We start from the raw sequence: 21,433 nt of genomic DNA on the forward strand, positions 1-21,433 counted from the left end.
CCATGTCCTCGCCTCCGGTGCCCGCCGGCGCCGCCGTTCCTGTGAGAATCAGGACCATGGAAAGCAGCAGCACCACGGGCGGCAGCACGCGCCGTGAAGCCACCCGGCAGAAGCTCTACGAGGCGGCCGTCACCCTCATCGCCGAGCAGGGCTTCTCCGCCACCACCGTGGACGAGATCGCCGAGCGTGCCGGGGTGGCGAAGGGCACGGTCTACTACAACTTCGCCAGCAAGTCGGTCCTCTTCGAGGAGCTGCTGCGGCACGGCGTGGGCCTGCTCACCGCCTCCCTGAAGGAGGCCGCCGAGCGGACCGCGCGGGAGGGCGGCAACCGCGTCGACGCCCTGGACGCCATGATCCGCGCGGGCCTGGTCTTCATCGACCGCTACCCGGCCTTCACCCAGCTCTACGTGGCCGAGCTGTGGCGCACCAACCGGGCCTGGCAGTCGACGCTGATGGTGGTCCGGCAGCAGGCGGTCGCGGTCGTCGAGGGCGTGCTGCGCGAGGGCGTCGAGAACGGCGAGTTCAGCGACGAGATCGACATCCAGCTGACGGCGGCCGCGCTGGTCGGCATGGTGCTGGTGGCCGCGCTGGACTGGAAGTCCTTCCAGCCGGAGCGCTCCCTGGACGACGTCCACTCGGCCCTGTCCCGGCTGTTGCAGGGGCGGGTGAGCGGGAAGGGCTGAGCCCTTCCGGGACCGGCACGCGCGCGTGGCCGCGAGAAAGCCGCCCGCGCGCGTGGGCGGACGAAAGCACCGCCCGCGCGTGTGCGGACGAAGGCACCGCACTCGAAGGTGAGCAGACGAAGGCACCGCACCCGCACGTGAGCGGACGAACGGACCGCACTCGCGGGTGGGCAGACGAATGCGCCGGTCCGCCGTGGCCGCGTCCCCCGCGGGCCACCGTCGGACCGGCGCCTTCCGTGCACCCCCGTGCTTCCCCCGGTTTCCCGTTGTTTCCCCCGGGTCCCCTCTCCCCCGTGTCTCGCTTCCGCCGACGGAGCGGCGGAAGGAGCGGTCGAGGGCGCCGGCGCCGCTCCGCCGCCCCGTGTCGGCGGTACCGGGCCTGGCGCCCTTTTCCGTGCCCCCACTCTCTCGTTCACGCAGGTCGCGGCCCATCCGCGCGCGTACTCAACTCACTCCCTAGGTACGCGTACTCAGCTCTGCGTGCTCAGGCCCACGACGCGCGGGCGCCGACTGGTTACGATCGCGTCCGTGTCGGTACTCCCCTTGGTCTTCACCAGCGGCTGGGCCAGCGGAATCAACGCGTACGCGGTGGTGCTGCTGCTCGGCTTCTTCGGCGCGACGGGCCTGAGCGACGACGTCCCCGAGACGCTGCAGCGCCCCGAGGTGCTGATCATCGCGGGCGTGCTGTTCCTGTGCGAGGCGGTCGCCGACAAGATCCCGTACGTCGACTCGGTGTGGGACTCCGTGCACACGGTGGTCCGCCCGGTGGCGGGCGCCTGGGTCGGGGCACTGCTCGCCGGGCACAGCGGCTCCCTGTCGGACGTGGCGGCCGGGCTGATCGGGGGCTCGACGGCGCTGGCCAGCCACACGGTCAAGGCCGGGACCCGAATGGCGGTCAACGCCTCGCCGGAGCCGTTCAGCAACATCGTGCTGAGCTTCGCCGAGGATCTCGGGGTCGGCGCGATCGTGTCGTTCGCGATGTTCCACCCGCTGGCGGCGGCGATCATCGCCGCGGTACTCCTGGCCACCGGTCTGATCGTGCTGGTGTTCCTGATCTCCCGGATCCGCCGCTTCTGGCGCCGTCGCGCCCAGCGCCGGGAGGAACGCCGGGTCGCGGCCCAGGTGGGCAGGCCGCCGGACTGACGGGCCGCCGAGCCGGACTGTCGGTGGCGGTCGATAAAGTCGCGGGCATGGGACGGATTGCGGTGATCGGCGCCGGGATGGGCGCCATGGCGGCGGCCGCCCGGCTGGCCGTCGCGGGCCACCGGGTGACGGTGTACGAGCGCACGGAGACGTACGGCGGCGGGGTGCGCCGGTTCGAGCGCGACGGGTTCGCCTTCGACACCGGCCCGGGGCTGCTGTCGCTGCCCGCCGTCTACCGCGACCTGTTCGTCAAGACCGGCAAGGAGCCGCTGGAGGACCGGGTCGAGCTGGTCCAGGTCGACCCCTCGGCCCGGCACGTCTTCGCGGACGGCACCGAGGTCGCGCTGCCGAACGCGTCCCGCGCGGGCGTCGTCACCGCCCTGGACGAGGCTCTCGGGGCGGGCGCCGGCCAGCGCTGGGGCGACTTCCTGGTGCGGGCCCGGGAGGCCTGGGACCGCACCCGGCGTCCGCTGCTGGAGGAGCCGCTGTGGCCGAACTGGCAGGTGCTGGCCGAGCGCGAGCCCTATCCGTCCGTGCCGCACAGGAAGCTGCTGCGCACCCGCCGGGCCGGCACGCTCGCCGAGATCGGCGCCTGGGAGCTGCGCGACGAGCGGCTCGCCGCCCTCCTGAACAGCCATGCGCTCGCCCATGGCCTCAACCCCCGTGACACCCCGGCGAGCGCGGCGGTGCTGCCGTACCTGGAGCACGCCTTCGGCACCTGGTATGTGCGCGGCGGGACAAGGGAGTTGGCGCGTGCGGTGTACGAGCGGTGCGTACAGCGGCGGGTCGAGTTCGTGTTCGGCGCGGAGGTCACCGCGGTACTGGCGAAGGACGGCCGGGCGGCGGGGGTGGAGCTCGCCGGGGGCAGGGTGATCGACGCGGACCATGTGGTGGCCGGAGTGGATCCGGTGCGGCTCGAGGCTCTCACGCGGCTGACGGGGTGCCACCTGGACGCCGAGGACGATGTGCGGGCCGACACGAAGGCGGCGCGCCCGGGCCGCCTCACCGTGCTGCTCGCGCTGCGGGGCGGGCCCGAGGCCGGTGCCGCGCATCGCACGATCGTGCACGCTCCGGACGACGAGACCGAGCTGGATCTGCTGGCCGCTCCCGGCGGCGACCGTCCGGTGCGCCCCACCGTGACGGTGCTGCGCCCCGACGACCCGGCACTGAGACCGGACGACGACCACGAGTCCGTGGTGCTGTCGGCGGTGCTGTCGACCGAGGCGGGCTGGGAGAGGGCCGACATGGCCCGGGTGTGTACGGACTTCCTCCTGGAAGCCGCCGAGGCCGCCGTCCCGGGGCTGCGGGAGCGCCTGATCTGGCACGAGACGCTGCTGCCGGAACGGGTCACGGGGACCGGGGGGTTCGGGGAGGTCTCAGCGCCCGCTCTCGCCGCCGGCAAGGGCCGTTTCCTGCACCCGGCCAACACCACCCGGCTGCCGGGCCTGTACCGGGTCGGCGGCTGGTCGCACCCCGGCGGCGGCCTCCCGCACGCCGGTATGTCCGGGGCGCTGGTGGCCGGGCTGATCGTGGAAGGGCCGGAGTTCCGCGGCTCGCAGTGAGGCGCGGTCCGCGCCGCGCGGAACAGCAGCTTCAGAAACGGAACAGCAGCTTCAGAAACGGTACTGCTCGTCGTACCCGGTGCCGTGCTGGCTCTGCTGCTGGCCCTGCCCGTCGCCCTGGTAGGGGTACGGCTGCTCCTGCGGGAGTTCGCCGCCGTAGGTCTCGTCGGCGCGCTGCTGGGGGACCCAGACACCGCCCGCCGGGGTCTCGCCGTAGCCGCCGTTGCCGTACTGGTCCTGGGCGTAGCCCTGCTGGTCGTACTGCTGGGTGCCGTACGACTGGTCGTACCCGGCGCCGCCGTAGGTCTGGTTGCCGATGTACGGGTCGGAGTAATTGGCGTACTGCTGCTGGCCGTTGGCGTCGTAGCCGTACTGCTGCTGGCCGTAGCCGGAGTAGTCGTAGGCGTAGTTCTGGTCGGTGCCCTGGGCGGCGTACGCCTGGTCCTGGCCGGCGGTCGCGTAGGCGGGGTCGCCGGTGGTGGCGTATCCGGAGTCGTCGTATATGCCGTAGGAGCCGGTGTCGTCGGGCATCGGCTGCGGCTCGTACACCGCCGTGGACTCGGCGGCCGTGGGCTCGGTGGCGCGGCCCGGGGAGAAGACGTCGTCCCGGTCGTAGTCGTCGCCGTAGGCCGGGTTACCGCCGGTGGCGTAGGCGGTCTGCTGGTCGGCGTAGGCGGCGTCGGCCGTGTCCGGGTCGGTGGCCTCCAGGCCCGGGTCCTCGTCCGGCTCGCCGCGGCGGCCCTTGAGCAGGCCGCCCTCACCGTCGGCGCCGGGGCGCTTGACCGCCCAGCCGGACTCGAAGCCGCGGCGGAACGAGAGCGTGACGTAGGTCTGGCCGACCGCGAACGCGATCGCGCCCAGCCCGATGACGATCACCGACGGAATCAGGACACCGAACACGACCCCGAGGAAGCCGACGAAGGCGAGCAGCCGCCAGCGCAGCCGCGCCTTGTACTGCAGCAGTACCTCGCCCAGCAACCACAGTGCGACGATGCCGAACGCTACGTAGAGGACCGTCCAGCCCATGTACGCCCCTCTCCCAGTAACCGCTACGCAGTGTGTCGTACTCCGGTGCGGCCGGTCTAGGCCCGCGGGGGATGGTGCAGGCCCAGGTTCTCGTGGATTTCCAGCGTCGCCGTGGAGCTGTTGAGCGTGATGAAGTGCAGTCCGGGGACGCCTTCGGCCAACAGCCGTGCGCAGAACTCCGTGGCGAACTCGATACCGATGGAGCGTACCGCCGCCGGATCGTCTTTGGCTGTGAGGATCCGCTCTTTCAGGGCGTCCGGGAAGGACGCGTTGCTGAGTTTGGGCAGCCGTTCCAGCATCTTCACACTGGTGACGGGCAGGATTTCCGGAATCACCGGGGTCTCGCAGCCGGCCGCGGCGACCCGGTCGCGAAGGCGAAGGTACGACTCGGGCTGGAAGAACATCTGCGTGATGGCGTAGTCGGCCCCCGCACGGCACTTGTCGACGAAGTGCCGGACGTCGGTGTCCCAGTCGCTGGAGCGCGGGTGCATCTCCGGGAAGGCGGCCACGCCCACGCAGAAGTCACCGGACTCCTTGATGAGCCGGACGAGTTCGGCCGCGTAGGTCAGGCCCCGCGGGTGCGCCACCCACTCCCCCATCGGGTCGCCGGGCGGGTCGCCGCGCACCGCGAGCATGTTGCGGATCCCGGCGTCCGCGTACTGGCCGATGATGTTGCGCAGTTCGGCCAGCGAGTGGTCGACCGCGGTGAGGTGGGCGACCGGGGTGAGCGTGGTGTCCGCGACGATCTGCTGGGTCTCCCTGACGGTGCCCGCGCGGGTGGAGCCGCCGGCGCCGTAGGTCACGGAGACGAAGTCGGGGGCGACCGCCTCGACCCGCCGGAGCGCGCTCCACAGGTTCCGCTCGCCCTTGGGGGTTTTCGGCGCCGAGAACTCGAACGAGTACGTGGTCTTGCCGGAGGCGAGCATGTCACGCACGGTGCGTGCGCGGTCAGTCCTGGTGGATGCGGTTCCGAGGGCCATACTCGCAGGTTAGCCAGGGGTGGACGGACACCCAACCGCACTCGGGAGATTTGCCTGGATTGTCCGCCCCGTGTCCGAATACTGGACAAGTTTCCGGACGGTTCACCAAAGAGCCGAGCCGCCGCACCGGCCACGGACGAGGAGCCGCGCCGGCCGGACCGGCCACGGAAAGGAGCTTGCGCCGGCCGGAGCGGGCGCGATCCGGGCCCTAGGCCGACCGCAGCCGCTTCGCGAACTCGGCCGCCGCGGCGCCCGGGTCGTCGGCCTCGGTGAGCGCGCGGACCACGACCACCCGGCGGGCGCCAGCGTCCAGTACCTGGTCGAGGTTGCCCAGGTCGATGCCGCCGATGGCGAACCAGGGGCGGTCCGTGCCCAGGGCGGCGGTGTACCGCACCAGGTCGAGGCCGGGGGCGGGGCGGCCGGGCTTGGTGGGGGTGGGCCAGCAGGGACCGGTGCAGAAGTAGTCCACACCGTCCTGGACGGCGGCCGCGGCGGCCTCGGACTCGGCGTGGGTGGAGCGGCCGATCAGGACGTCCGGCCCGAGGAGCGCCCGGGCGGCCGGGACCGGCAGGTCGCCCTGGCCGAGGTGGAGCACGTCGGCGCCGGCCGCGTGGGCGACGTCCGCGCGGTCGTTGACCGCGAGCAGCTTGCCGTGCCGGGCGCAGGCGTCGGCGAACACGGCGAGGTGCTCCAGCTCCTCGGCGGCCTCCATGCCCTTGTCGCGCAGCTGCACGATGTCGACACCGCCCGCCAGGACCGCGTCCAGGAACCCGGCGAGGTCGCCCTGCTCCTTACGGGCGTCCGTGCACAGGTACAGCCGGGCGTCGGCCAGCTGGGCGCGGGCGGTGTCGGTCATCGGTGTGTCCCCCGTCGTGTCGGTACTGGCTGCCTCAGACGGCGAGCGCCTGGGCGCGGCGCTTCACCTCCGTGCCACGATTCTCGCTGAGCGCCTGCGCGGGGGTACCGGGCAGGGTCTCGTCGGGCGTGAACAGCCACTCCAGCATCTCTTCGTCCGTGAAGCCGTCGTCCCGCAGGAGCGTCAAGGTTCCGGACAGGCCCTTGACGACCTTGTCCCCGTCGATGAAGGCGGCGGGGACGTGCAGCGCGCGGTTCTCACCACGGCGAACGGCGATGAGCTGGCCCTCCTTGACCAGCTGCCGCACGCGCGTCACATCGACGTCCAGCATCTCTGCGATGTCGGGGACGGTGAGCCAGGCGGGGACGAGAGCATCGATCTTTGCGTCAATCTCGGTCACGGAAACAAGGGTAGGCGTTCCGGCGGGTGGGCCGCGATAGGGAAGCGCCAGGATGGGTCGGTGGTCGGCTGCGGGTTCGTCGTGGCTGGTCGCGCCCACGCGGGGGACCCGCGCATGTCACAGCCCCGCGCCCCTACCGGGGCGCTCCAGTCGCGTTCTTCAGCGGGCGGGACGGATCCGCCAGTGCCTCCGCGTCCATGCGGGTGTTCGCCTCGATCAGCCTGCGGCCCTGCGCCAGGTCTCGTGGGCGGCCTACCGCCAGCAGAGCGACCAGGCGGTCCTCGCGGAGCCAGCAGACGCTCCAGGCCGGCCCCGTCGGGTCGCCGCGCCAGATCATGCGGTCGGCGACGGCATGGTGGCCGGCGTACTGCACGAAGCGGCCGAACTGCTCCGACCAGAAGTACGGCACCGGGTCGTAGACCGCGTCGGACTCGCCGAGGATGTTGGCGGCCACCGTGCGCGGGCCCTGGAGGGCGTTGTCCCAGTGGTGGACCAGCAGGCGCTCGCCGTAGCGGCCGGACGGGAAGGAGGCGCAGTCGCCGACCGCGTAGACGTCCGGGGCGCCGGTGCGCAGCCGGTCGTCGGCGAGCACCTCCCCGTGCGCGCCCAGTCCGATGCCGGAGCCGGCCAGCCAGGCGGTGGCGGGGCGGGCGCCGATGCCGACCACGACGGCGCCCGCGGGCAGCCGCGAGCCGTCGTCGAGCACCACCGCGCCGGGTTCGACCCTCGCCACGCGCGCGTGCGTGCGCAGTACGGCGCCGCTGTCGGCGTACCAGCCGGCCATCGGCGCGGCCACCTCGGCCGGGAGCGCTCCCGCGAGCGGGCGGTCGGCGGCCTCCACGACGGTCACCGCACAGCCGGCCTGCCGGGCCGCGGTGGCGAACTCGGCGCCGATCCAGCCCGCGCCGACCACCACGATGTCGTGCTGCCGGGCGAGCACGGGCCGCAGCCGCTCGGCGTCGTCCAGGGTGCGCAGCAGATGGACGCCGGGCACGCCCTCGGTGCCGGGCAGCGTGATCGGCTCGGCACCGGTGGCGAGCACCAGGGCGTCGTACGGCACCGGTCCGGCCTCGGTGTCCAGCTCACGGTCGGCGGGGCGCACGCCGAGGGCCTCACGGCCCAGCGCCAGCTCGATGCCGAGCGCCTCGAAGTCGACCTCGAAGGCGGAGCCCTCGGACTTGCCGAGCAGCACCGCCTTGGAGAGCGGCGGCCGGTCGTACGGCTGGTGCGGCTCGGCGCCGATCAGGGTGACGGTGTCGGTGAACCCCCGCTCCCGCAGGGCCACGGCGGTCTGCACCCCGGCCATGCCCGCGCCCACGACGACCACGTGTCGCCTCTGTGACGTGCTCGGTCGCTGCGTCTGCTCGCTCACCTGATCACCATAGACAAGAACGATAGACAACTGACAAAGAGTCAGTCAGGTGGCGTGCTGGGTGACCTGTTCCACACCGCCGGGGCAGGCCGTCCTACCGGGGCGGAGCCCCGCGGGCTAGGGTGGCCGGGAAGCACACGCGGGAGCCCGGACGCACCGGGCTGAGAGGGAGGCTGGCGGCCTCCGACCGTACGAACCTGATCCGGGTCATGCCGGCGAAGGGAGGGGCTGGACGCCCATGTCCGCACATACGTCCGACGTCCTCGTCATCGGGGGCGGAATCATCGGCCTGGTGACGGCCTGGCGGTCCGCGCAGCGCGGGCTCGCCACCGCCGTGGTCGACCCCGAGCCCGGCGGCGGGGCCGCGCAGGTCGCCGCGGGGATGCTCGCCGCGGTCACCGAACTGCACTACGGCGAGCAGACCCTGCTGGGGCTCAACCTGGCCTCCGCCCGCCGCTATCCCGACTTCGCCGCCGAGCTCACCGAGCTGACCGGCCACGACCTCGGCTACCGGCGCTGCGGCACCCTCGCGGTCGCGCTGGACGCCGACGACCGGGCGCACCTGCGGGAGCTGCACGCCCTCCAGCAGCAGTCCGGACTGGACTCCGAGTGGCTGTCCGGGCGGGAGTGCCGGCGCCTGGAGCCGATGCTCGCGCCCGGCGTGCGCGGCGGGCTGCGGGTCGACGGCGACCACCAGATCGACCCGCGCCGGCTGGCGGCCGCGCTGGTGGCCGCGTGCGAGCGGGCCGGGGTGGTCTTCCACCGCGACTGGGCCGAGCGTCTGGAGGTGGCACGGGAGCGGGCGGCCGGTGTCGTCACGCGCGCGGGCGACCTGCTGACCGCGGACCGCGTCGTGCTCGCCGGCGGCAGCCTGAGCGGACGGCTGGCGGGGGTGCCGGACGAGGTGCTGCCGCCGGTGCGGCCCGTGAAGGGGCAGGTGCTGCGGCTGACCGTGCCCGCACCGTACGCGCCGTTCCTGAGCCGGACCGTGCGGGCCGTGGTGCGCGGCGGCCATCTCTACCTGGTGCCCCGGGAGAACGGCGAGCTGGTCGTGGGGGCGACCAGCGAGGAGCTGGGCTGGGACACGACGGTCACGGCGGGGGGCGTGTACGAGCTGCTGCGCGACGCGCACGAGCTGGTGCCCGGCATCACCGAGCTGCCACTGACCGAGACCCGGGCCGGGCTGCGCCCCGGCTCCCCCGACAACGCGCCGCTGCTCGGGCCGACCCGCCTCGAGGGACTGCTGCTGGCCACCGGGCACCACCGCAACGGAGTGCTGCTCACGCCGGTCACGGGAGACGTGATGGCGGAGCTGCTGACCGGCGGTGAGCTGCCGGAAGAGGCCCGTCCGTTCACCCCGAAGCGTTTCGGCCCCGCACCCGGCGCACTCCTGGAGCAGACCGCATGAACATCTCCGTCAACGGGGAGCGCCGGGAGATCACCCCGGGCACCGCTCTCGACACGCTCGTGAAGTCCCTGACGGTCGCGCCGTCCGGGGTGGCCGCCGCGGTCAACGAGACCGTGGTCCCGCGCGGGGAGTGGCCGGGTACGGCGCTCGCCGAGGGTGACCGCGTGGAAGTACTGACCGCCGTACAGGGAGGCTGAGCCATGGCCGACGATCCGTTGGTGCTCGGAGGTACGGCCTTCTCCTCCCGGCTGATCATGGGGACCGGCGGTGCGCCCAGCCTGGAGGTGCTGGAGCGGGCGCTGGTCGCGTCCGGGACCGAGCTGACGACGGTCGCGATGCGGCGGGTGGATCCGGGCGTACGGGGGTCCGTGCTCTCGGTCCTCGAACGGCTGGGGATCCGGGTGCTGCCGAACACGGCGGGGTGCTTCACCGCCGGCGAGGCCGTGCTGACCGCCCGGCTGGCCCGGGAGGCGCTGGGGACCTCGATGGTCAAGCTGGAGGTCATCGCCGACGAGCGGACCCTGCTCCCCGACCCGATCGAGCTCCTTGACGCGGCGGAGACGCTGGTCGACGACGGGTTCACGGTGCTGCCGTACACCAACGACGATCCTGTGCTGGCCCGGAAGCTGGAGGACGTCGGGTGCGCCGCGGTGATGCCGCTCGGATCGCCGATCGGGTCGGGGCTCGGGATCCGCAACCCGCACAACTTCCGGCTGATCGTCGAGCACGCGCGCGTGCCGGTGATTCTGGACGCGGGGGCCGGTACGGCGTCCGACGTGGCGCTGGCGATGGAGCTGGGCTGTGCGGGGGTGATGCTGGCGTCGGCGGTGACCCGGGCGCAGGATCCCGAACGGATGGCGTCCGCCATGCGGGCCGGGGTGGAGGCGGGGCGGCTGGCCCGGCTGGCCGGCCGGATCCCCTTCCGCCACTTCGCCGAGCCGTCGTCCCCCACGGAGGGCCTGGCCGCGTTCCACCCCGAGCACCCCGCATTCTGACCGCCGGCCCCCTCCCGCCCGTCTCTCCCACCCACGCAGCAACCGAATCGGTCGGCCGAAAGCCGGACTCTCCCGTGGGGACTGAACACCATCGGCGACCGCGGGACGTACGGGGGAGGCCCGCCGGGTGGGTGGTGGGCGGCCGTCGGGGGCGTGCGTCGTCGGCGCGTGTGGGGCGCGTGGAGGGGCGCGCTGCGTCACAGGTGCGCTGCAAGTCGGTGGGGAAATCTGTCTCACCTGTGGGGGTTTCAGCCGGGGCTCGTACACTCGCGGGGTGGATACGACGCTTCAGGACCCCCTCGTCGGGCAGGTGCTCGACGGCCGTTATCGCGTCGACGCGCGAATCGCCGTCGGCGGGATGGCCACGGTCTACCGGGCCCTGGACGTCCGGCTGGACCGGGTGCTCGCGCTGAAAGTGATGCATCCGGCGCTCGCCGCCGACGGGTCCTTCGTCGAGAGATTCATCCGCGAGGCCAAGTCGGTCGCCCGGCTGGCCCACCCGAATGTCGTCCAGGTCTTCGACCAGGGGACCGACGGGCCGTACGTGTATCTCGCGATGGAGTACGTCGCCGGGTGCACCCTCCGTGACGTGCTGCGTGAGCGCGGCGCGCTGCAGCCGCGGGCCGCGCTGGACATTCTGGAGCCCGTGCTGGCCGCGCTGGGCGCCGCGCACCGCGCCGGGTTCGTGCACCGGGACATGAAGCCCGAGAACGTGTTGATAGGGGACGACGGGCGGGTCAAGGTCGCCGACTTCGGGCTCGTGCGGTCCGTGGACAGCGTCACCAACACGACCGGCGCGGTGCTCGGGACCGTGGCGTACCTGGCGCCCGAGCAGGTCGAGAGCGGGGCCGCCGATCCCCGCGTCGACGTGTACGCGTGCGGTGTCGTGCTCTACGAGATGCTCACCGGCGAGAAGCCGCACGACTCGGACTCGCCCGCGGTGATCCTCTACAAGCATCTCCACGAGGACGTGCCGCCGCCGTCCGCCCTCGTGCCGGGGCTCGCCTACGAGCTGGACGAGCTGGTCGCCCACGGCACCGCCCGCAATCCCGAGGTCCGGCCGTACGACGCCGTCGCGCTGCTGGCCCTGGTGCGGCAGGCGCGTGCCACCCTGCGGGACGAGCAGCTGGACGCCGTACCGCCGCAGGCTCTCTCCGAGGCACATGACATAGCCGAGGACCGCACCAGCGTCATTCCGCGGTCGCTGACCGTGCCCCGGCCGCTGCCCGTCAACGAACCGGACGACAAGGTCCTGATGACGAGCCGGTTCGAGGCGCCGCCGGTGCCGGAGCGACGGCACGGGGCACGCCGCCGGTCCCGGCGCGGACTGGTGACGCTCGTCATCGCCGTACTGGTCCTCTTCGGTGCCGGCACCGGGATCTGGTACATCAACTCCGGGCAGTTCACGAAGGTTCCGCCGCTGCTGTCGAAGACCGAGGCACAGGCCACCGCGCAGCTGAAGGCGGCCGGGCTCGACGTCAAGAAGGTCGAGCACGCCTACAGCGACACGGTGCGGCGGGGCACGGTGGTCAGCACCGACCCGGCGGCCGGCAGGCGCATCCGCAGCAACGACTCGGTGACGCTCACCATCTCGGACGGCCCGGAGACGGTGAACGTGCCGGACGTGCAGGGCCGGACGCAGGCACGGGCCAAGGCGCTGCTGAAGGCCGACGGGCTCGAACCGGGCATGGTGACGCGGGAGTTCAGCGACGACGTGCCCAAGGGGTCGGTCATCTCCACCGATCCGGGCGCCGGGAGCAAGCGGCACGCGGGGACGGCGATCGCGCTCGTCGTCAGCAAGGGTTCGCCGGTCGACGTCCCGGATGTCACCGGTGACGCCCTGGACGACGCCCGGCAGGAGCTTCAGGAGGCCGGGCTGAAGGTGACCGTTTCGGCCACCGAGGTCACCTCCGAGTACGACCAGGGGCAGGTGGCCCGGCAGACCCCGGCGGGCGACGCGCAGGCCGCCGAGGGCGACACGGTGACGCTGACGCTGTCCAAGGGCCCGGAGATGGTCGAGGTGCCGAACGTGGTCGGGGCCACGGTCGACGACGCGACGAAGCTGCTCGAGCAGTCCGGCTTCCGGGTCAAGGAGGACCGCGGGCTGTTCGGGCTGTTCGGCGACACCGTGAAGCGGCAGTCCGTGGACGCCGGGGAGCAGGCGCCCAAGGGGTCGGCGATCACCATCACCATCCGGTGACCGGGGCCGGCCCACGGCGTGACACCCTTGACGGGTGAAAAGCCACCCGTCCCGTCCCTCCGGCACCCCGCAGTCCGGTCCCTCCCGCAACCCCGTCGGCGGTCATGTCCCGGTGGCTGGTGGCCTGCACTCGGTGGGGCTGTCGTACGCCCGTGAGCTGAAGGCCGAGACCGTGCAGGTCTTCGTCGCCAACCCGCGTGGCTGGGCCACCCCGGCGGGCAGCCCCCGGCAGGACGAGGCGTTCCGGGCGGCCTGTGCGGAGCAGGCGATCCCGGCCTACGTGCACGCCCCCTACCTGATCAACTTCGGTTCGCACACCGAGGCGACGGCTCAGCAGTCGGTGGAGTCGCTGCGGCACTCGCTGCGGCGGGGGCGGGAGATCGGGGCGCTCGGGGTGGTCGTGCACACCGGGAGCGCCACCGGCGGTCGGGCCCGGGAGGTCGCGCTGAAGCAGGTGCGGGCGTATCTGCTGCCGCTCCTCGACGAGCTCACCCATGACGACGACCCGTTCCTGCTCCTGGAGTCCACCGCCGGACAGGGCGCCTCGCTCTGCTCGCGGACCTGGGACTTCGGGCCGTACTTCGAGGCGCTGGACGCACATCCCAAGCTGGGCGTCTGCCTGGACACCTGCCATGTGTTCGCCGCCGGGCACGACCTGACCGGGCCGAGCGGCATGCACCAGACGCTGGACCTGCTGGTGGAGACGGTCGGCGAGGGCCGGCTGAAGCTGATCCACGCCAACGACTCCAAGGACGTCGTCGGCGCGCACAAGGACCGTCACGAGAACATCGGTGCCGGGCACATCGGCGAGGATCCGTTCCGCGCGCTGATGACCCACCCGGCGACCGCGGGCGTACCGCTGATCATCGAGACGCCCGGCGGCAAGGAGGGGCACGCGGCCGACGTCGAGCGCCTCAAGCGGCTCCGCGACGGCTGACCGCGCCCGGGTCAGCCGACCGCCAGCGGCACCGCCGCCAGCAGAAGTCCCGCCCCGAGCAGCGCCATCGACCGGCGCAGCCAGCGGTACTTCGCCGAGAGGATGACACTGACGTCCTGGAACTGGGTGAGCAGCCAGCCCACGCGGTCCGCGCCGACCTCGGCGGCTGCGCGGCGCAGCGCCTCCTGGTCGGTGGCGGTGAGCGCGTCGGCGTAGAAGGTCGGGCCCGGTGCCGAGCGGAACGTACGGGTGCGGGGCACGATCACCGCGAGCAGCAGCAGGGTGCCCGCCGCCCACAGCGCCGCGCCCGCCGCGAGGAACACCACGGCGGGACCGGAGACCCCGGGCGGCAGCCCGCGCCCGAGGACCAGGGCGGGTACCGCCACGGCGCCGGACAGCAGGACGGACGCCTTCACGTCCGCCCTGCCCAGGTCCTCGCGCACGGTGAGCAGCAGCCGTTCGGCGACATAGTGCGCGGCGGCTTCGGAGGCGGGGTCGGGGTCGCCTGGGGTCATCGGCGCGCCTCGGGGCTGGAGTCGTCCTCCACCCCCGTCCCCTCTCCGGGGATGGTGTCCACCGGGGACACCGGCGGCGCGGGCGGGATCGGCGGGGGCGCGTCGGCCGGGAGCAGCGGCGGTGCGGGCGGCATCGGCGGGATCGGCAGCGAGGTCGGGGCCTGCGGCAGGCCGTTCGGGAAGACTCCGGTGGAGACCGTGCGGCTGAAGTCGATGAGGGCCTGGACCTGGTCGTCGATCTGGTGGCGCTGCACCACGCCCTGGTTGATCAGGTTGGTCAGGTAGTCCAGGGCGCCCTGGCGCTGTTCGCGGGCCTGCTGCTGGAGCACACCGAGGATCTCGTGCGCGCGGCTCGGGTCCGAGGCGAGCATATGGGCGTACTGGACGGTCTCGCCGGCCGTGATCAGCTTCTGGGCGTCTTCCAGGTTGGCGGCGATCCGCGCCTTGTTGACGTTGTCGATGGCCTCCTGGACCACGCCGCCCTTCTCCACCGCGACCATCTGCGCCTGGTAGTCGGCGGCCGCCTGGCCGAGGTCGATCCGGACGAACACCTGGGTGGCGAGGCCGAGGTCGGCCCCGAAGTCGCTCCACCGGCCGCTGGCCAGCTCGTCCTGGATCGCCTCGTCGACCTGCTGGGCCGAGTCCAGGCTGTAGCGGCGGCTCAGCCCGCGCAGCCGGGCCTCCAGCGAGGGGCGCAGCATGCGCTCGACGTCGACCACGCGCTTCTCGGCGGCCTGGTAGAAGTCCTGCACCTCCCAGTTGACGTCCGCGCCCGCCCGGAACCGGGAGCGGTCGCCGTAGGTGGGCAGTTCCAGCTGGAAGGAGACCTGGTGCTGGCCGCGGGCGATCCAGCACACCGAGGTGGGCTTGCCCATCAGCGGCTTGTTGTGGTGCTCCGCGCCGCGCACGGTGATGACGCTGTGCCCGCCGTTCTTGTAGTAGAGCACCGAGGCGACCTGGCTGTTGCGGTGCCGGTAGGTGGTCTGTGGGGCGAACTCGCGGACGAAGGGGCCTCTGAGGTCGTGCGGAAGGGCGAACTCCTCGTCCTGAGGCGGCCACGGCTGCCCCCACTGGTTGTGCGTCATGGTGTACTCGCTCCCTGGACCGCGCCCCACAGGCGGCGGACCTGCTGGTCGTTCAGTGGTTGGTCGGGGTCTTCGGTCAGTTCCTTGATCAGGCCGAGCAGCCGGTTGCGGTCGTCGTGGGTGTGCACGAGGAGCGGCAGGAACCGCTCCAGCCGGTCGGCCCAGGGCTGGTCGGCCGAGTCACGCAGCCAGTCGGAGACGGTCTCGATCGCCGCCTCGTACGACCGTGGGGTCTGCAGCGCGGTCCACAGGAGCCCGGCGAGTTCCGCGGCGAGGGCGGGCCGGACGGTGGCCAGGGCCAGCATCAGCGGCCAGTCGCCGTAGCCCTCCAGCTCCTCGTGCTGGTTCCAGAGGTCGACGACGGGGATGGCGGCGAGGTAGACCGTGCTCTGCAGGCCGAGGTCCTGCTGGGTCCGGCGTTCGTCGGAGAGCCAGGCGCGGATCCTGCGCAGGGTCCCGGGCTCGGGGTGGGCGCCGGCGAAGTGGGCGACCTGGACGGCCGCTTCGGCCCGCAGTCTGCCCTCGTCCCAGACGCCGATCCCGCCGAGCAGGTCGAGCGACTCGCGGACGGTGTCCGTGGCCCGGCCCCGGCCGAGCACGGCCCCGGCGGTCCAGCGCAGCTGCTCGTCGCCGTAGCGGGCCCAGGAGCCGGCCAGGGCGCGGACGGCGGTGCCGACCTCCGGGGAGCGCACGGCGACGTCGAGCACGGTCGCGGCGAACAGCCGACGGCGGGCCCGCTCGGACTGGGCCATGGGCTGGACCAGTTCGTGCACGGTGTGCGAGAGGTCGAGGCGGCACAGCTGACCGGCCGCCACGGCGGCCCGTACCCACACCTGCGGCCTGGTGTCCTCGCAGAGTCCGGCCAGCCAGCGCAGCACGGGTCCGCGCGCGTTGTGCCGGTGCTGCCAGAGATGGCCGAGGACGGCCGGGGCGAGGGCCTCGCCGCCGAACCGGACGGTGCGGACCGGCACCTCCTCGGTGCCGACCTCCTCGGTGCCGAGTTCGGCGACCGCGCGGGCGGAGACCAGCCGGGCGTCGACGCCGTCGCTGAACAGCGGCCGGCCGGGGGTGGCCTCCGGGTCGACGGTGACGGCCAGTTCCCAGGCGAGCACCTCGGCGGCCTCGGCGACGGCGCTGAGCGAGGCGCCCTCCAGTACGGCGACGGCGATCCGGTAGGCCGCGTCCCGCAGCCGCTCGGGGGTCTCGGAGCGGATCCCGCCGGCGAACCATTCGGCGGCCTGGCTCTCGGCGAACCTGCGGCACTCGGCGAGGAGTTCCTCGTGCGTGAGCTCGTCCCTGGTGTGCCGGGCGAGGAGCCGCGCGAAGCGGGCGGCCTCCGCCGGCCGTAACTCGTCGAGTCCGCGTGCCTCCAGGACGTCGGGGTCGAGGGCGGTCGCCCGGGCCCGTTCGTACAGCTCGGGGCCCGAGTCCGCGAGTTCGACGGCGAGATGGCCTTCGAGTACGGCGGTCTGGGCGGCCGGGGTGTGGAGGCGGTAGTAGCGGCCGCCTCGGGAGAGGACGTCACCGGGTTCGGGGGTGGCCAGCAGGACGGCGTACGCCTCCTTCCTGCCGAGCAGTTCGCAGAGCCGGTCGAGACCGGTCTCGTCCGGCAGTCCGGTGGCGCTGGGTTCCAGGGCGTAGCCGTGGCCGTCGTGGATCTGCTCGTCGTCCAGCCGGTCCAGGTCGGTGCGCGGGTCGAGCCGGGAGACCTGGCCGCGGGTGAGGTCGTCGAGCAGGGACAGGGCGGTGTAGGCGCGGCCGGTACCGGGCTGGCCGTACAGCACCAGGAGGCGGCCGCCGCGCAGTTGCCCGCGGTGGTCGTCGTAGTCCGCCGGTTCCTGGAAGACCCGGCGCAGCCTGCGCAGTTCGTCCTCCGGGAGCGGGCCGGCGAGCAGGCGTTCCGCGGTCTGCGTCTGCCGGCTGTAGAAGTTCATGGTGCCGACGGATCCGGAGCTGATGAGGGTGCCGGAGCCGTGCTGGTTCACGGTGGAGCGGTAGATCCGGGAGGCGGCGGCCGCGGCCCCGGGCAGGGCCTCCTCGCCGAGCGGGTTGGCGGCGGAGCCGCCGATGACGTCCGCCTTCTCCGATTCGGTCGCGCCGCCGGACTCGGCGCCTGCCGGCTTGTCCGGCTCGGCCTTCTGCTGCGGCTGGGGCTGCGGTTTCGGACCGGCCTGGGGCGGCGGGGGGTTCTGCGCGTTCACCGGTCACCGCCGTCGGAAAAGTCGATGGTGTCGATGGTGCCGCCGACGACGATCCTGCCGGTGCCGTGCTGGTTGATGTTCTGGACGACGCCGCTCCCGGTGTCCTTGGGTGCCGGCGTCCGCGGCGGGTTGCCCCCCGCCGGCCCTTCCGGATCGTCCGGCCCGTCGGCCGCGTCCGGCCCCTGCTCCTCATGCGGCTCGGGCGGCCGGGACCGTCCGGGGACCATGAACCAGGCGGTGGTGCGGCCCTCCTTGAGGTCGACGTCGTGCCGGCGGTAGTGCTCGGGGTCCACCCAGCGCCCGCCGGGCAGGATGAAGTCCTCGTGCACCCGGTCGGAGGCGACCACCACCATGGGTGCGCCGTCCGCCGCCTTCAGGACCGCCTTCGCGACAGCGCAGTCGGCCAGCCGGCAGGCGAGGTCGACGGCGCGTCCGGAGCGGCCGTGGGCGTCGGCGGTGACCCGGCCGATGTGCAGGCCGACGCGGAGCCGCAGCGGTTTGCTGAGGTGCCGGTTGCTCTCCCGCAGGTTCTGGTGGAGGTGTTCCACCCATTCTCCGAGGACCCTGACGGGCGGCACGTCGGGCGCCAGTACGCCGAGGATGCCGTCGCCCCGGTCCTCCTGGTAGAGGCGCGGCGGCCGGATGCCGGCCTGTTCGAAGGCGGTGCCCGTGACGTCGTAGAGTCTGCGCCGCATCTCGGGTTTCTCGGTGTCAGTCAGCAGTCCCGAGCCTTGTGCGTCCACATTGACGATGAAGCCGTAGGCGGCTTCCCCCTCCATCGTTTTCTCCTCCCTGCCGTCCCGCCGGGCCACCGGCGCCTCCGGTGCGATGCTCGCGGAGCCGGCCGGTCGCCGCTGTAGCCGTTTACACAGCGCGGGACTCGGCGCTTGTCAGGTCTCCGTGCCGTGTGGTTGTCCGGCGGCGAGCAGGCGGAGCGGGTCCAGGTCGGCGACGGCCAGGGTGCCGGGGCCGGTGCGGACCAGGCCCTGTTCGCGTAACAGGCGCAGGGCCTTGGCGACGGCCTCGCGGGTGGAACCCACCGAGGCGGCCAGTTCGTGCTGGGCGAGGGGCAGCCGGATGGTCACGGCCTCGTTCTCCAGGCGGCCGGTGCGGTCGGCGAGTTCGACGAGGCGTTCGGCGAGCCGCTGCAGCACGGTCATGGAGGCCAGGGCCCGGCGCTCGTGGTCCGCGCTGCGCAGCCGCTCGGTGAGCTGGATCGTCATCAGCGCGTTGGCACGCGGCCGGGCGGCGAGAAACCGTCGTAACCGCTCGCCGGGTATGACCAGGCCGGTGACCGGGCCCAGGGTGCTCACCGAGGCGCTGCGCGGGCGGCCGTCGAGCGCCGCCATGTCGCCGACGACCTCACCGGCCCGCCTCAGGGCCAGGATCAGCCGGCCGCCGCGCTCGGTGGGTGTCCACACCGTGCACCAGCCGCTGAGCAGGACCACCGCGAACGTGGTCCGGTCGCCTTCCGCGATGACCGTGTCGTACGGCGGATACTCGTGCCGGGTGCCGAGTCCCGCCAGTGCCTCCCGGTCCCCCGGACCGAGCCCGCCCATGAAGGTATGCCGCTCTCCGAACAGCCCCACCGTCGTCCCCCGACCGCTCGCCCCCGAACCGGACCACAAGCGGAACCCCAAGGGCCCCTTGGATCCGTCTTTGCCCGGTGTGTCTCCCGCCAGGCAAGGATCTCAGCGTAGCGCTCTGGGCACGGAATGTGCCGCCGGTTACCGGAACGAGCCCGAAGCCTTCACGGGAATACCCCAGGGGGGTATATATCGTTGTCTCAAGAGGGATCCGCACCTGACACCGGGGATCAGTCATGGACCACGACCACACCCTTCACGAGCACGACGGACACGACGAGCACCACGGGCACGCGGAACAGCCCCACACGCACCACGAAGCACACGGGACACACGCCACGCACGGGCCCGCCGGCGCCTCCTGGGCCATGGCCGTCCAGGCGACCCTGCACTGCCTCACCGGCTGCGCCATCGGGGAGGTGCTCGGCATGGTCGTCGGCACGGCCTTCGGCTGGGGGAACCTGCCGACCACGCTGCTGGCGATCGTGCTGGCGTTCTTCTTCGGCTACTCGCTCACCATGCGCGGAGTACTGAGCGCGGGCGTCGACCTGCGCACCGCGCTGCGGGTGGCGCTGGCCGCGGACACCCTCTCGATCGCCGTGATGGAGCTGATCGACAACGGCACGATCCTGGTCTGGCCGGCCGCGATGGACGCCCAGCTGGGTGACGCGCTGTTCTGGGTCTCGCTGGCCGTCTCGCTGGTGATCGCGTTCGTGGTGACGACACCGGTCAACAAGTGGACGATCGGCCGGGGCAAGGGACACGCGGTGGTGCACCGGTACCACCACTGACCCGGCCCCGGGAACTCAGAGTTCCGGACCGTCCCCCGGCTCCTCCTGGTAGGAGTAGCGCTGCTCCTTCCAGGGGTCGCCGAGGTTGTGGTAGCCGCGCTCCTCCCAGAAGCCGCGCCGGTCGGCGGTCATGTACTCGATGCCGCGGACCCACTTGGGGCCCTTCCAGGCGTACAGCTGGGGGACGACCAGGCGCACCGGGAAGCCGTGCTCGGCGGTGAGGAGTTCGCCGTCCTTGTGGGTGGCGAAGATCGTGCGGTCGCCGGCGAAGTCCGTGAGGCGCAGGTTGGAGCTGAAGCCGTACTCCGCCCACACCATCACATGGGTGACATCGGGAGCGGGCGGCGCGAGCTCCAGGACGGTCCACGCCGGGACCCCGCCCCACTCGGCGCCCAGCATGCTGAACTTGGTCACGCAGTGCAGATCGGCGACCACGGTGGTGTACGGCAGGGCCGTGAACTGCTCGTGGTTCCAGGTGTGCGGGCCCGCGTCGGCGGTGGCGCCGAAGACCCTGAACTCCCAGCGCTCGGGACGGAACTTGGGCACCGGACCGTAGTGGGTGACAGGCCAGCCGCGCTGCAGCCGCTGTCCCGGCGGAAGCCCGGCTCCCGCGGCTTCCCTCGACGCGTGTTCCACCGGATGACCCATGCCTTCCATCCTGACAGACCACGGACGGTGCATCTGACCACGCATATCTCTCAAAGATCAGCAAATAGGTCAACTGGCGCCAAGCGTGCCCTTACTTACTAAGTACGCACTTACTGGACGATCTTCTGTGCCGGTGCAATCATGCGCCGCACACACCCAGTGCGTCCCCCACGTACCCATGCGGAAGGAGCCTCTGCGATGCAGGGCGACCCCGAGGTCATCGAATTCCTCAACGAGCAGCTCACGGGTGAGCTCACCGCGATCAACCAGTACTTCCTGCACGCGAAGATGCAGGAGAACTTCGGCTGGTACAAGCTCGCGAAGTACACCCGGCACGAGTCGTTCGACGAGATGAAGCACGCCGAGGTGCTCACCGACCGGATTCTGTTCCTGGAGGGGCTGCCCAACTACCAGCGGCTCTTCCACGTGCGGGTGGGGCAGACCGTCAAGGAGATGTTCGAGGCGGACAGGCAGGTCGAGGTGGAGGCCATCGACCGCCTCAAGCGCGGGATCAAGGTGATGCGCGAGAAGGGCGACATCACGTCCGCGAACATCTTCGAGTCCATCCTGGAGGACGAGGAGCACCACATCGACTACCTCGACACCCAGCTGGACCTGGTGGAGAAGCTCGGCGAGGCGCTCTACATCTCGCAGATCATCGAGCAGCCCGAGAGCAGCTGAGTCACGCGGCTTCGTCGAGCGCGTCGTACTCCGAGAGATCCGAGAGATCGGCGGAGAGCACCGGGCGGCCCTGGTCGGCCTGCTCACGGCGGGGGCAGGCGCCCCGGCCGAGAATCGCCTGGATGCGACGGACGCACGAACCGCAGTCCGTGCCCGCCTTGCAGGCGGACGCTATCTGGCGAGGAGTACAGGCCCCGCCCTCCGCGTGCTGCTTGACCTGCGCTTCGGTCACCCCGAAACAGCTGCAGACGTACACGCGGATTCACCTCCCGCCGGGATCGATCAGTGGTGCCGTCCCGATTGGTCGGTGAGGCAAACCTAACCTTACCCATCACCCGGCGAGTGCAAAAGTGGAGTGGGGCGC

The 21,433-nt window shown here is 72.2% G+C and carries 22 protein-coding genes and 1 riboswitch; of the genes, 10 read left to right on the plus strand and 12 right to left on the minus strand.

Features of this window, described 5'->3' with window-relative positions:
• Positions 1 to 56: 56 nt before the first annotated feature.
• From ACZ4N4_RS01830 to ACZ4N4_RS01840, 3 genes are all read left to right on the plus strand, one after another.
• On the plus strand, positions 57 to 683 hold the full coding sequence (locus ACZ4N4_RS01830) for a TetR/AcrR family transcriptional regulator (RefSeq protein WP_467583312.1): 627 nt from the start codon (positions 57 to 59) through the stop codon (positions 681 to 683).
• 528 nt (positions 684 to 1,211) lie between these two features.
• Complete coding sequence (locus ACZ4N4_RS01835; RefSeq protein ID WP_453571389.1) at positions 1,212 to 1,826, plus strand: DUF4126 domain-containing protein; 615 nt, start codon at positions 1,212 to 1,214, stop codon at positions 1,824 to 1,826.
• A 47-nt stretch (positions 1,827 to 1,873) separates the two neighbouring features.
• Positions 1,874 to 3,388 carry a phytoene desaturase family protein gene (locus ACZ4N4_RS01840; RefSeq protein ID WP_467583315.1) on the plus strand — a complete coding sequence of 505 codons (1,515 nt, stop codon included), beginning with the start codon at positions 1,874 to 1,876 and terminating at the stop codon, positions 3,386 to 3,388.
• A gap of 51 nt (positions 3,389 to 3,439) precedes the next feature.
• Here ACZ4N4_RS01840 and ACZ4N4_RS01845 read toward each other — a convergent pair whose 3' ends face one another.
• The 5 genes from ACZ4N4_RS01845 to ACZ4N4_RS01865 form a co-directional block, all read right to left on the minus strand.
• On the minus strand, positions 3,440 to 4,414 hold the full coding sequence (locus tag ACZ4N4_RS01845; RefSeq protein ID WP_467583318.1) for an SCO2102 family sporulation regulator: 975 nt from the start codon (positions 4,412 to 4,414) through the stop codon (positions 3,440 to 3,442).
• 56 nt (positions 4,415 to 4,470) lie between these two features.
• Entirely contained in the window at positions 4,471 to 5,394 is a 924-nt protein-coding gene (gene metF / locus ACZ4N4_RS01850; RefSeq protein WP_453571398.1) for a methylenetetrahydrofolate reductase [NAD(P)H], read from the minus strand.
• Positions 5,395 to 5,602: 208 nt separating this feature from the next.
• Complete coding sequence (gene thiE / locus ACZ4N4_RS01855) at positions 5,603 to 6,250, minus strand: thiamine phosphate synthase (RefSeq protein WP_467583322.1); 648 nt, start codon at positions 6,248 to 6,250, stop codon at positions 5,603 to 5,605.
• A 34-nt stretch (positions 6,251 to 6,284) separates the two neighbouring features.
• The gene (locus tag ACZ4N4_RS01860) at positions 6,285 to 6,650 is read right to left on the minus strand and encodes an Rv2175c family DNA-binding protein (protein ID WP_453571403.1); all 366 of its coding nucleotides are present in this window, start codon (positions 6,648 to 6,650) and stop codon (positions 6,285 to 6,287) included.
• Between the two features lie 133 nt (positions 6,651 to 6,783).
• Positions 6,784 to 8,022, minus strand: a complete 1,239-nt coding sequence (locus tag ACZ4N4_RS01865; protein WP_467583325.1) for an NAD(P)/FAD-dependent oxidoreductase — start codon at positions 8,020 to 8,022, stop codon at positions 6,784 to 6,786.
• Between the two features lie 129 nt (positions 8,023 to 8,151).
• Positions 8,152 to 8,263, plus strand: a riboswitch (TPP riboswitch).
• On the opposite strand from ACZ4N4_RS01865, the gene thiO reads away from it, so the two are divergent.
• The 5 genes from thiO to ACZ4N4_RS01890 all read left to right on the plus strand — a co-directional run bounded on the left by thiO (position 8,261) and on the right by ACZ4N4_RS01890 (position 13,562).
• Positions 8,261 to 9,430, plus strand: coding sequence for a glycine oxidase ThiO (thiO, locus tag ACZ4N4_RS01870; RefSeq protein WP_467583328.1), 1,170 nt, complete (start codon positions 8,261 to 8,263; stop codon positions 9,428 to 9,430). (Overlaps the previous riboswitch by 3 nt.)
• Entirely contained in the window at positions 9,427 to 9,627 is a 201-nt protein-coding gene (gene thiS, locus ACZ4N4_RS01875) for a sulfur carrier protein ThiS (protein WP_360482358.1), read from the plus strand. The genes thiO and thiS overlap by 4 nt, the downstream gene beginning before the upstream one ends.
• 3 nt (positions 9,628 to 9,630) lie before the next feature.
• Positions 9,631 to 10,425, plus strand: a complete 795-nt coding sequence (locus ACZ4N4_RS01880) for a thiazole synthase (protein WP_453571411.1) — start codon at positions 9,631 to 9,633, stop codon at positions 10,423 to 10,425.
• Positions 10,426 to 10,699: 274 nt separating this feature from the next.
• A complete protein-coding gene (gene pknB, locus ACZ4N4_RS01885; protein ID WP_467583332.1) occupies positions 10,700 to 12,625 on the plus strand; it encodes a Stk1 family PASTA domain-containing Ser/Thr kinase in 1,926 nt (641 codons plus the stop codon).
• A 34-nt stretch (positions 12,626 to 12,659) separates the two neighbouring features.
• Positions 12,660 to 13,562: a deoxyribonuclease IV gene (locus ACZ4N4_RS01890; RefSeq protein ID WP_453571416.1), complete on the plus strand. Its 903-nt coding sequence runs from the start codon at positions 12,660 to 12,662 to the stop codon at positions 13,560 to 13,562.
• 11 nt (positions 13,563 to 13,573) lie between these two features.
• On the opposite strand, the gene ACZ4N4_RS01895 is transcribed toward ACZ4N4_RS01890, so the two are convergent.
• The 5 genes from ACZ4N4_RS01895 to ACZ4N4_RS01915 form a co-directional block, all read right to left on the minus strand.
• A complete protein-coding gene (locus tag ACZ4N4_RS01895; RefSeq protein WP_453571419.1) occupies positions 13,574 to 14,077 on the minus strand; it encodes a Pycsar system effector family protein in 504 nt (167 codons plus the stop codon).
• Positions 14,074 to 15,162 (minus strand): hypothetical protein, encoded by a 1,089-nt coding sequence (locus ACZ4N4_RS01900; RefSeq protein ID WP_467583335.1) that lies wholly within the window; start codon positions 15,160 to 15,162, stop codon positions 14,074 to 14,076. Before ACZ4N4_RS01900 ends, ACZ4N4_RS01895 begins: the two co-directional genes overlap by 4 nt.
• Positions 15,159 to 17,363 (minus strand): serine/threonine-protein kinase, encoded by a 2,205-nt coding sequence (locus ACZ4N4_RS01905; RefSeq protein WP_467583337.1) that lies wholly within the window; start codon positions 17,361 to 17,363, stop codon positions 15,159 to 15,161. Before ACZ4N4_RS01905 ends, ACZ4N4_RS01900 begins: the two co-directional genes overlap by 4 nt.
• Positions 17,360 to 18,142, minus strand: a complete 783-nt coding sequence (locus tag ACZ4N4_RS01910; RefSeq protein ID WP_467583340.1) for a nucleotidyl cyclase domain-containing protein — start codon at positions 18,140 to 18,142, stop codon at positions 17,360 to 17,362. Before ACZ4N4_RS01910 ends, ACZ4N4_RS01905 begins: the two co-directional genes overlap by 4 nt.
• 111 nt (positions 18,143 to 18,253) lie before the next feature.
• Positions 18,254 to 18,922, minus strand: coding sequence for a Crp/Fnr family transcriptional regulator (locus tag ACZ4N4_RS01915; protein ID WP_467583343.1), 669 nt, complete (start codon positions 18,920 to 18,922; stop codon positions 18,254 to 18,256).
• Positions 18,923 to 19,185: 263 nt separating this feature from the next.
• On the opposite strand from ACZ4N4_RS01915, the gene ACZ4N4_RS01920 reads away from it, so the two are divergent.
• Positions 19,186 to 19,740 carry a DUF4396 domain-containing protein gene (locus ACZ4N4_RS01920; protein ID WP_467583346.1) on the plus strand — a complete coding sequence of 185 codons (555 nt, stop codon included), beginning with the start codon at positions 19,186 to 19,188 and terminating at the stop codon, positions 19,738 to 19,740.
• Positions 19,741 to 19,755: 15 nt separating this feature from the next.
• Here ACZ4N4_RS01920 and ACZ4N4_RS01925 read toward each other — a convergent pair whose 3' ends face one another.
• On the minus strand, positions 19,756 to 20,388 hold the full coding sequence (locus ACZ4N4_RS01925) for a sulfite oxidase-like oxidoreductase (RefSeq protein WP_453571434.1): 633 nt from the start codon (positions 20,386 to 20,388) through the stop codon (positions 19,756 to 19,758).
• 198 nt (positions 20,389 to 20,586) lie between these two features.
• On the opposite strand from ACZ4N4_RS01925, the gene bfr reads away from it, so the two are divergent.
• Positions 20,587 to 21,069 carry a bacterioferritin gene (gene bfr / locus ACZ4N4_RS01930; protein ID WP_360482388.1) on the plus strand — a complete coding sequence of 161 codons (483 nt, stop codon included), beginning with the start codon at positions 20,587 to 20,589 and terminating at the stop codon, positions 21,067 to 21,069.
• 1 nt (position 21,070) lies between these two features.
• Here the strand turns inward: bfr and ACZ4N4_RS01935 are convergent, their stop codons facing one another.
• Positions 21,071 to 21,325 (minus strand): (2Fe-2S)-binding protein, encoded by a 255-nt coding sequence (locus ACZ4N4_RS01935; RefSeq protein ID WP_467583351.1) that lies wholly within the window; start codon positions 21,323 to 21,325, stop codon positions 21,071 to 21,073.
• Positions 21,326 to 21,433: the final 108 nt, after the last annotated feature.

This window comes from Streptomyces sp. NPDC026538 (assembly GCF_055567535.1).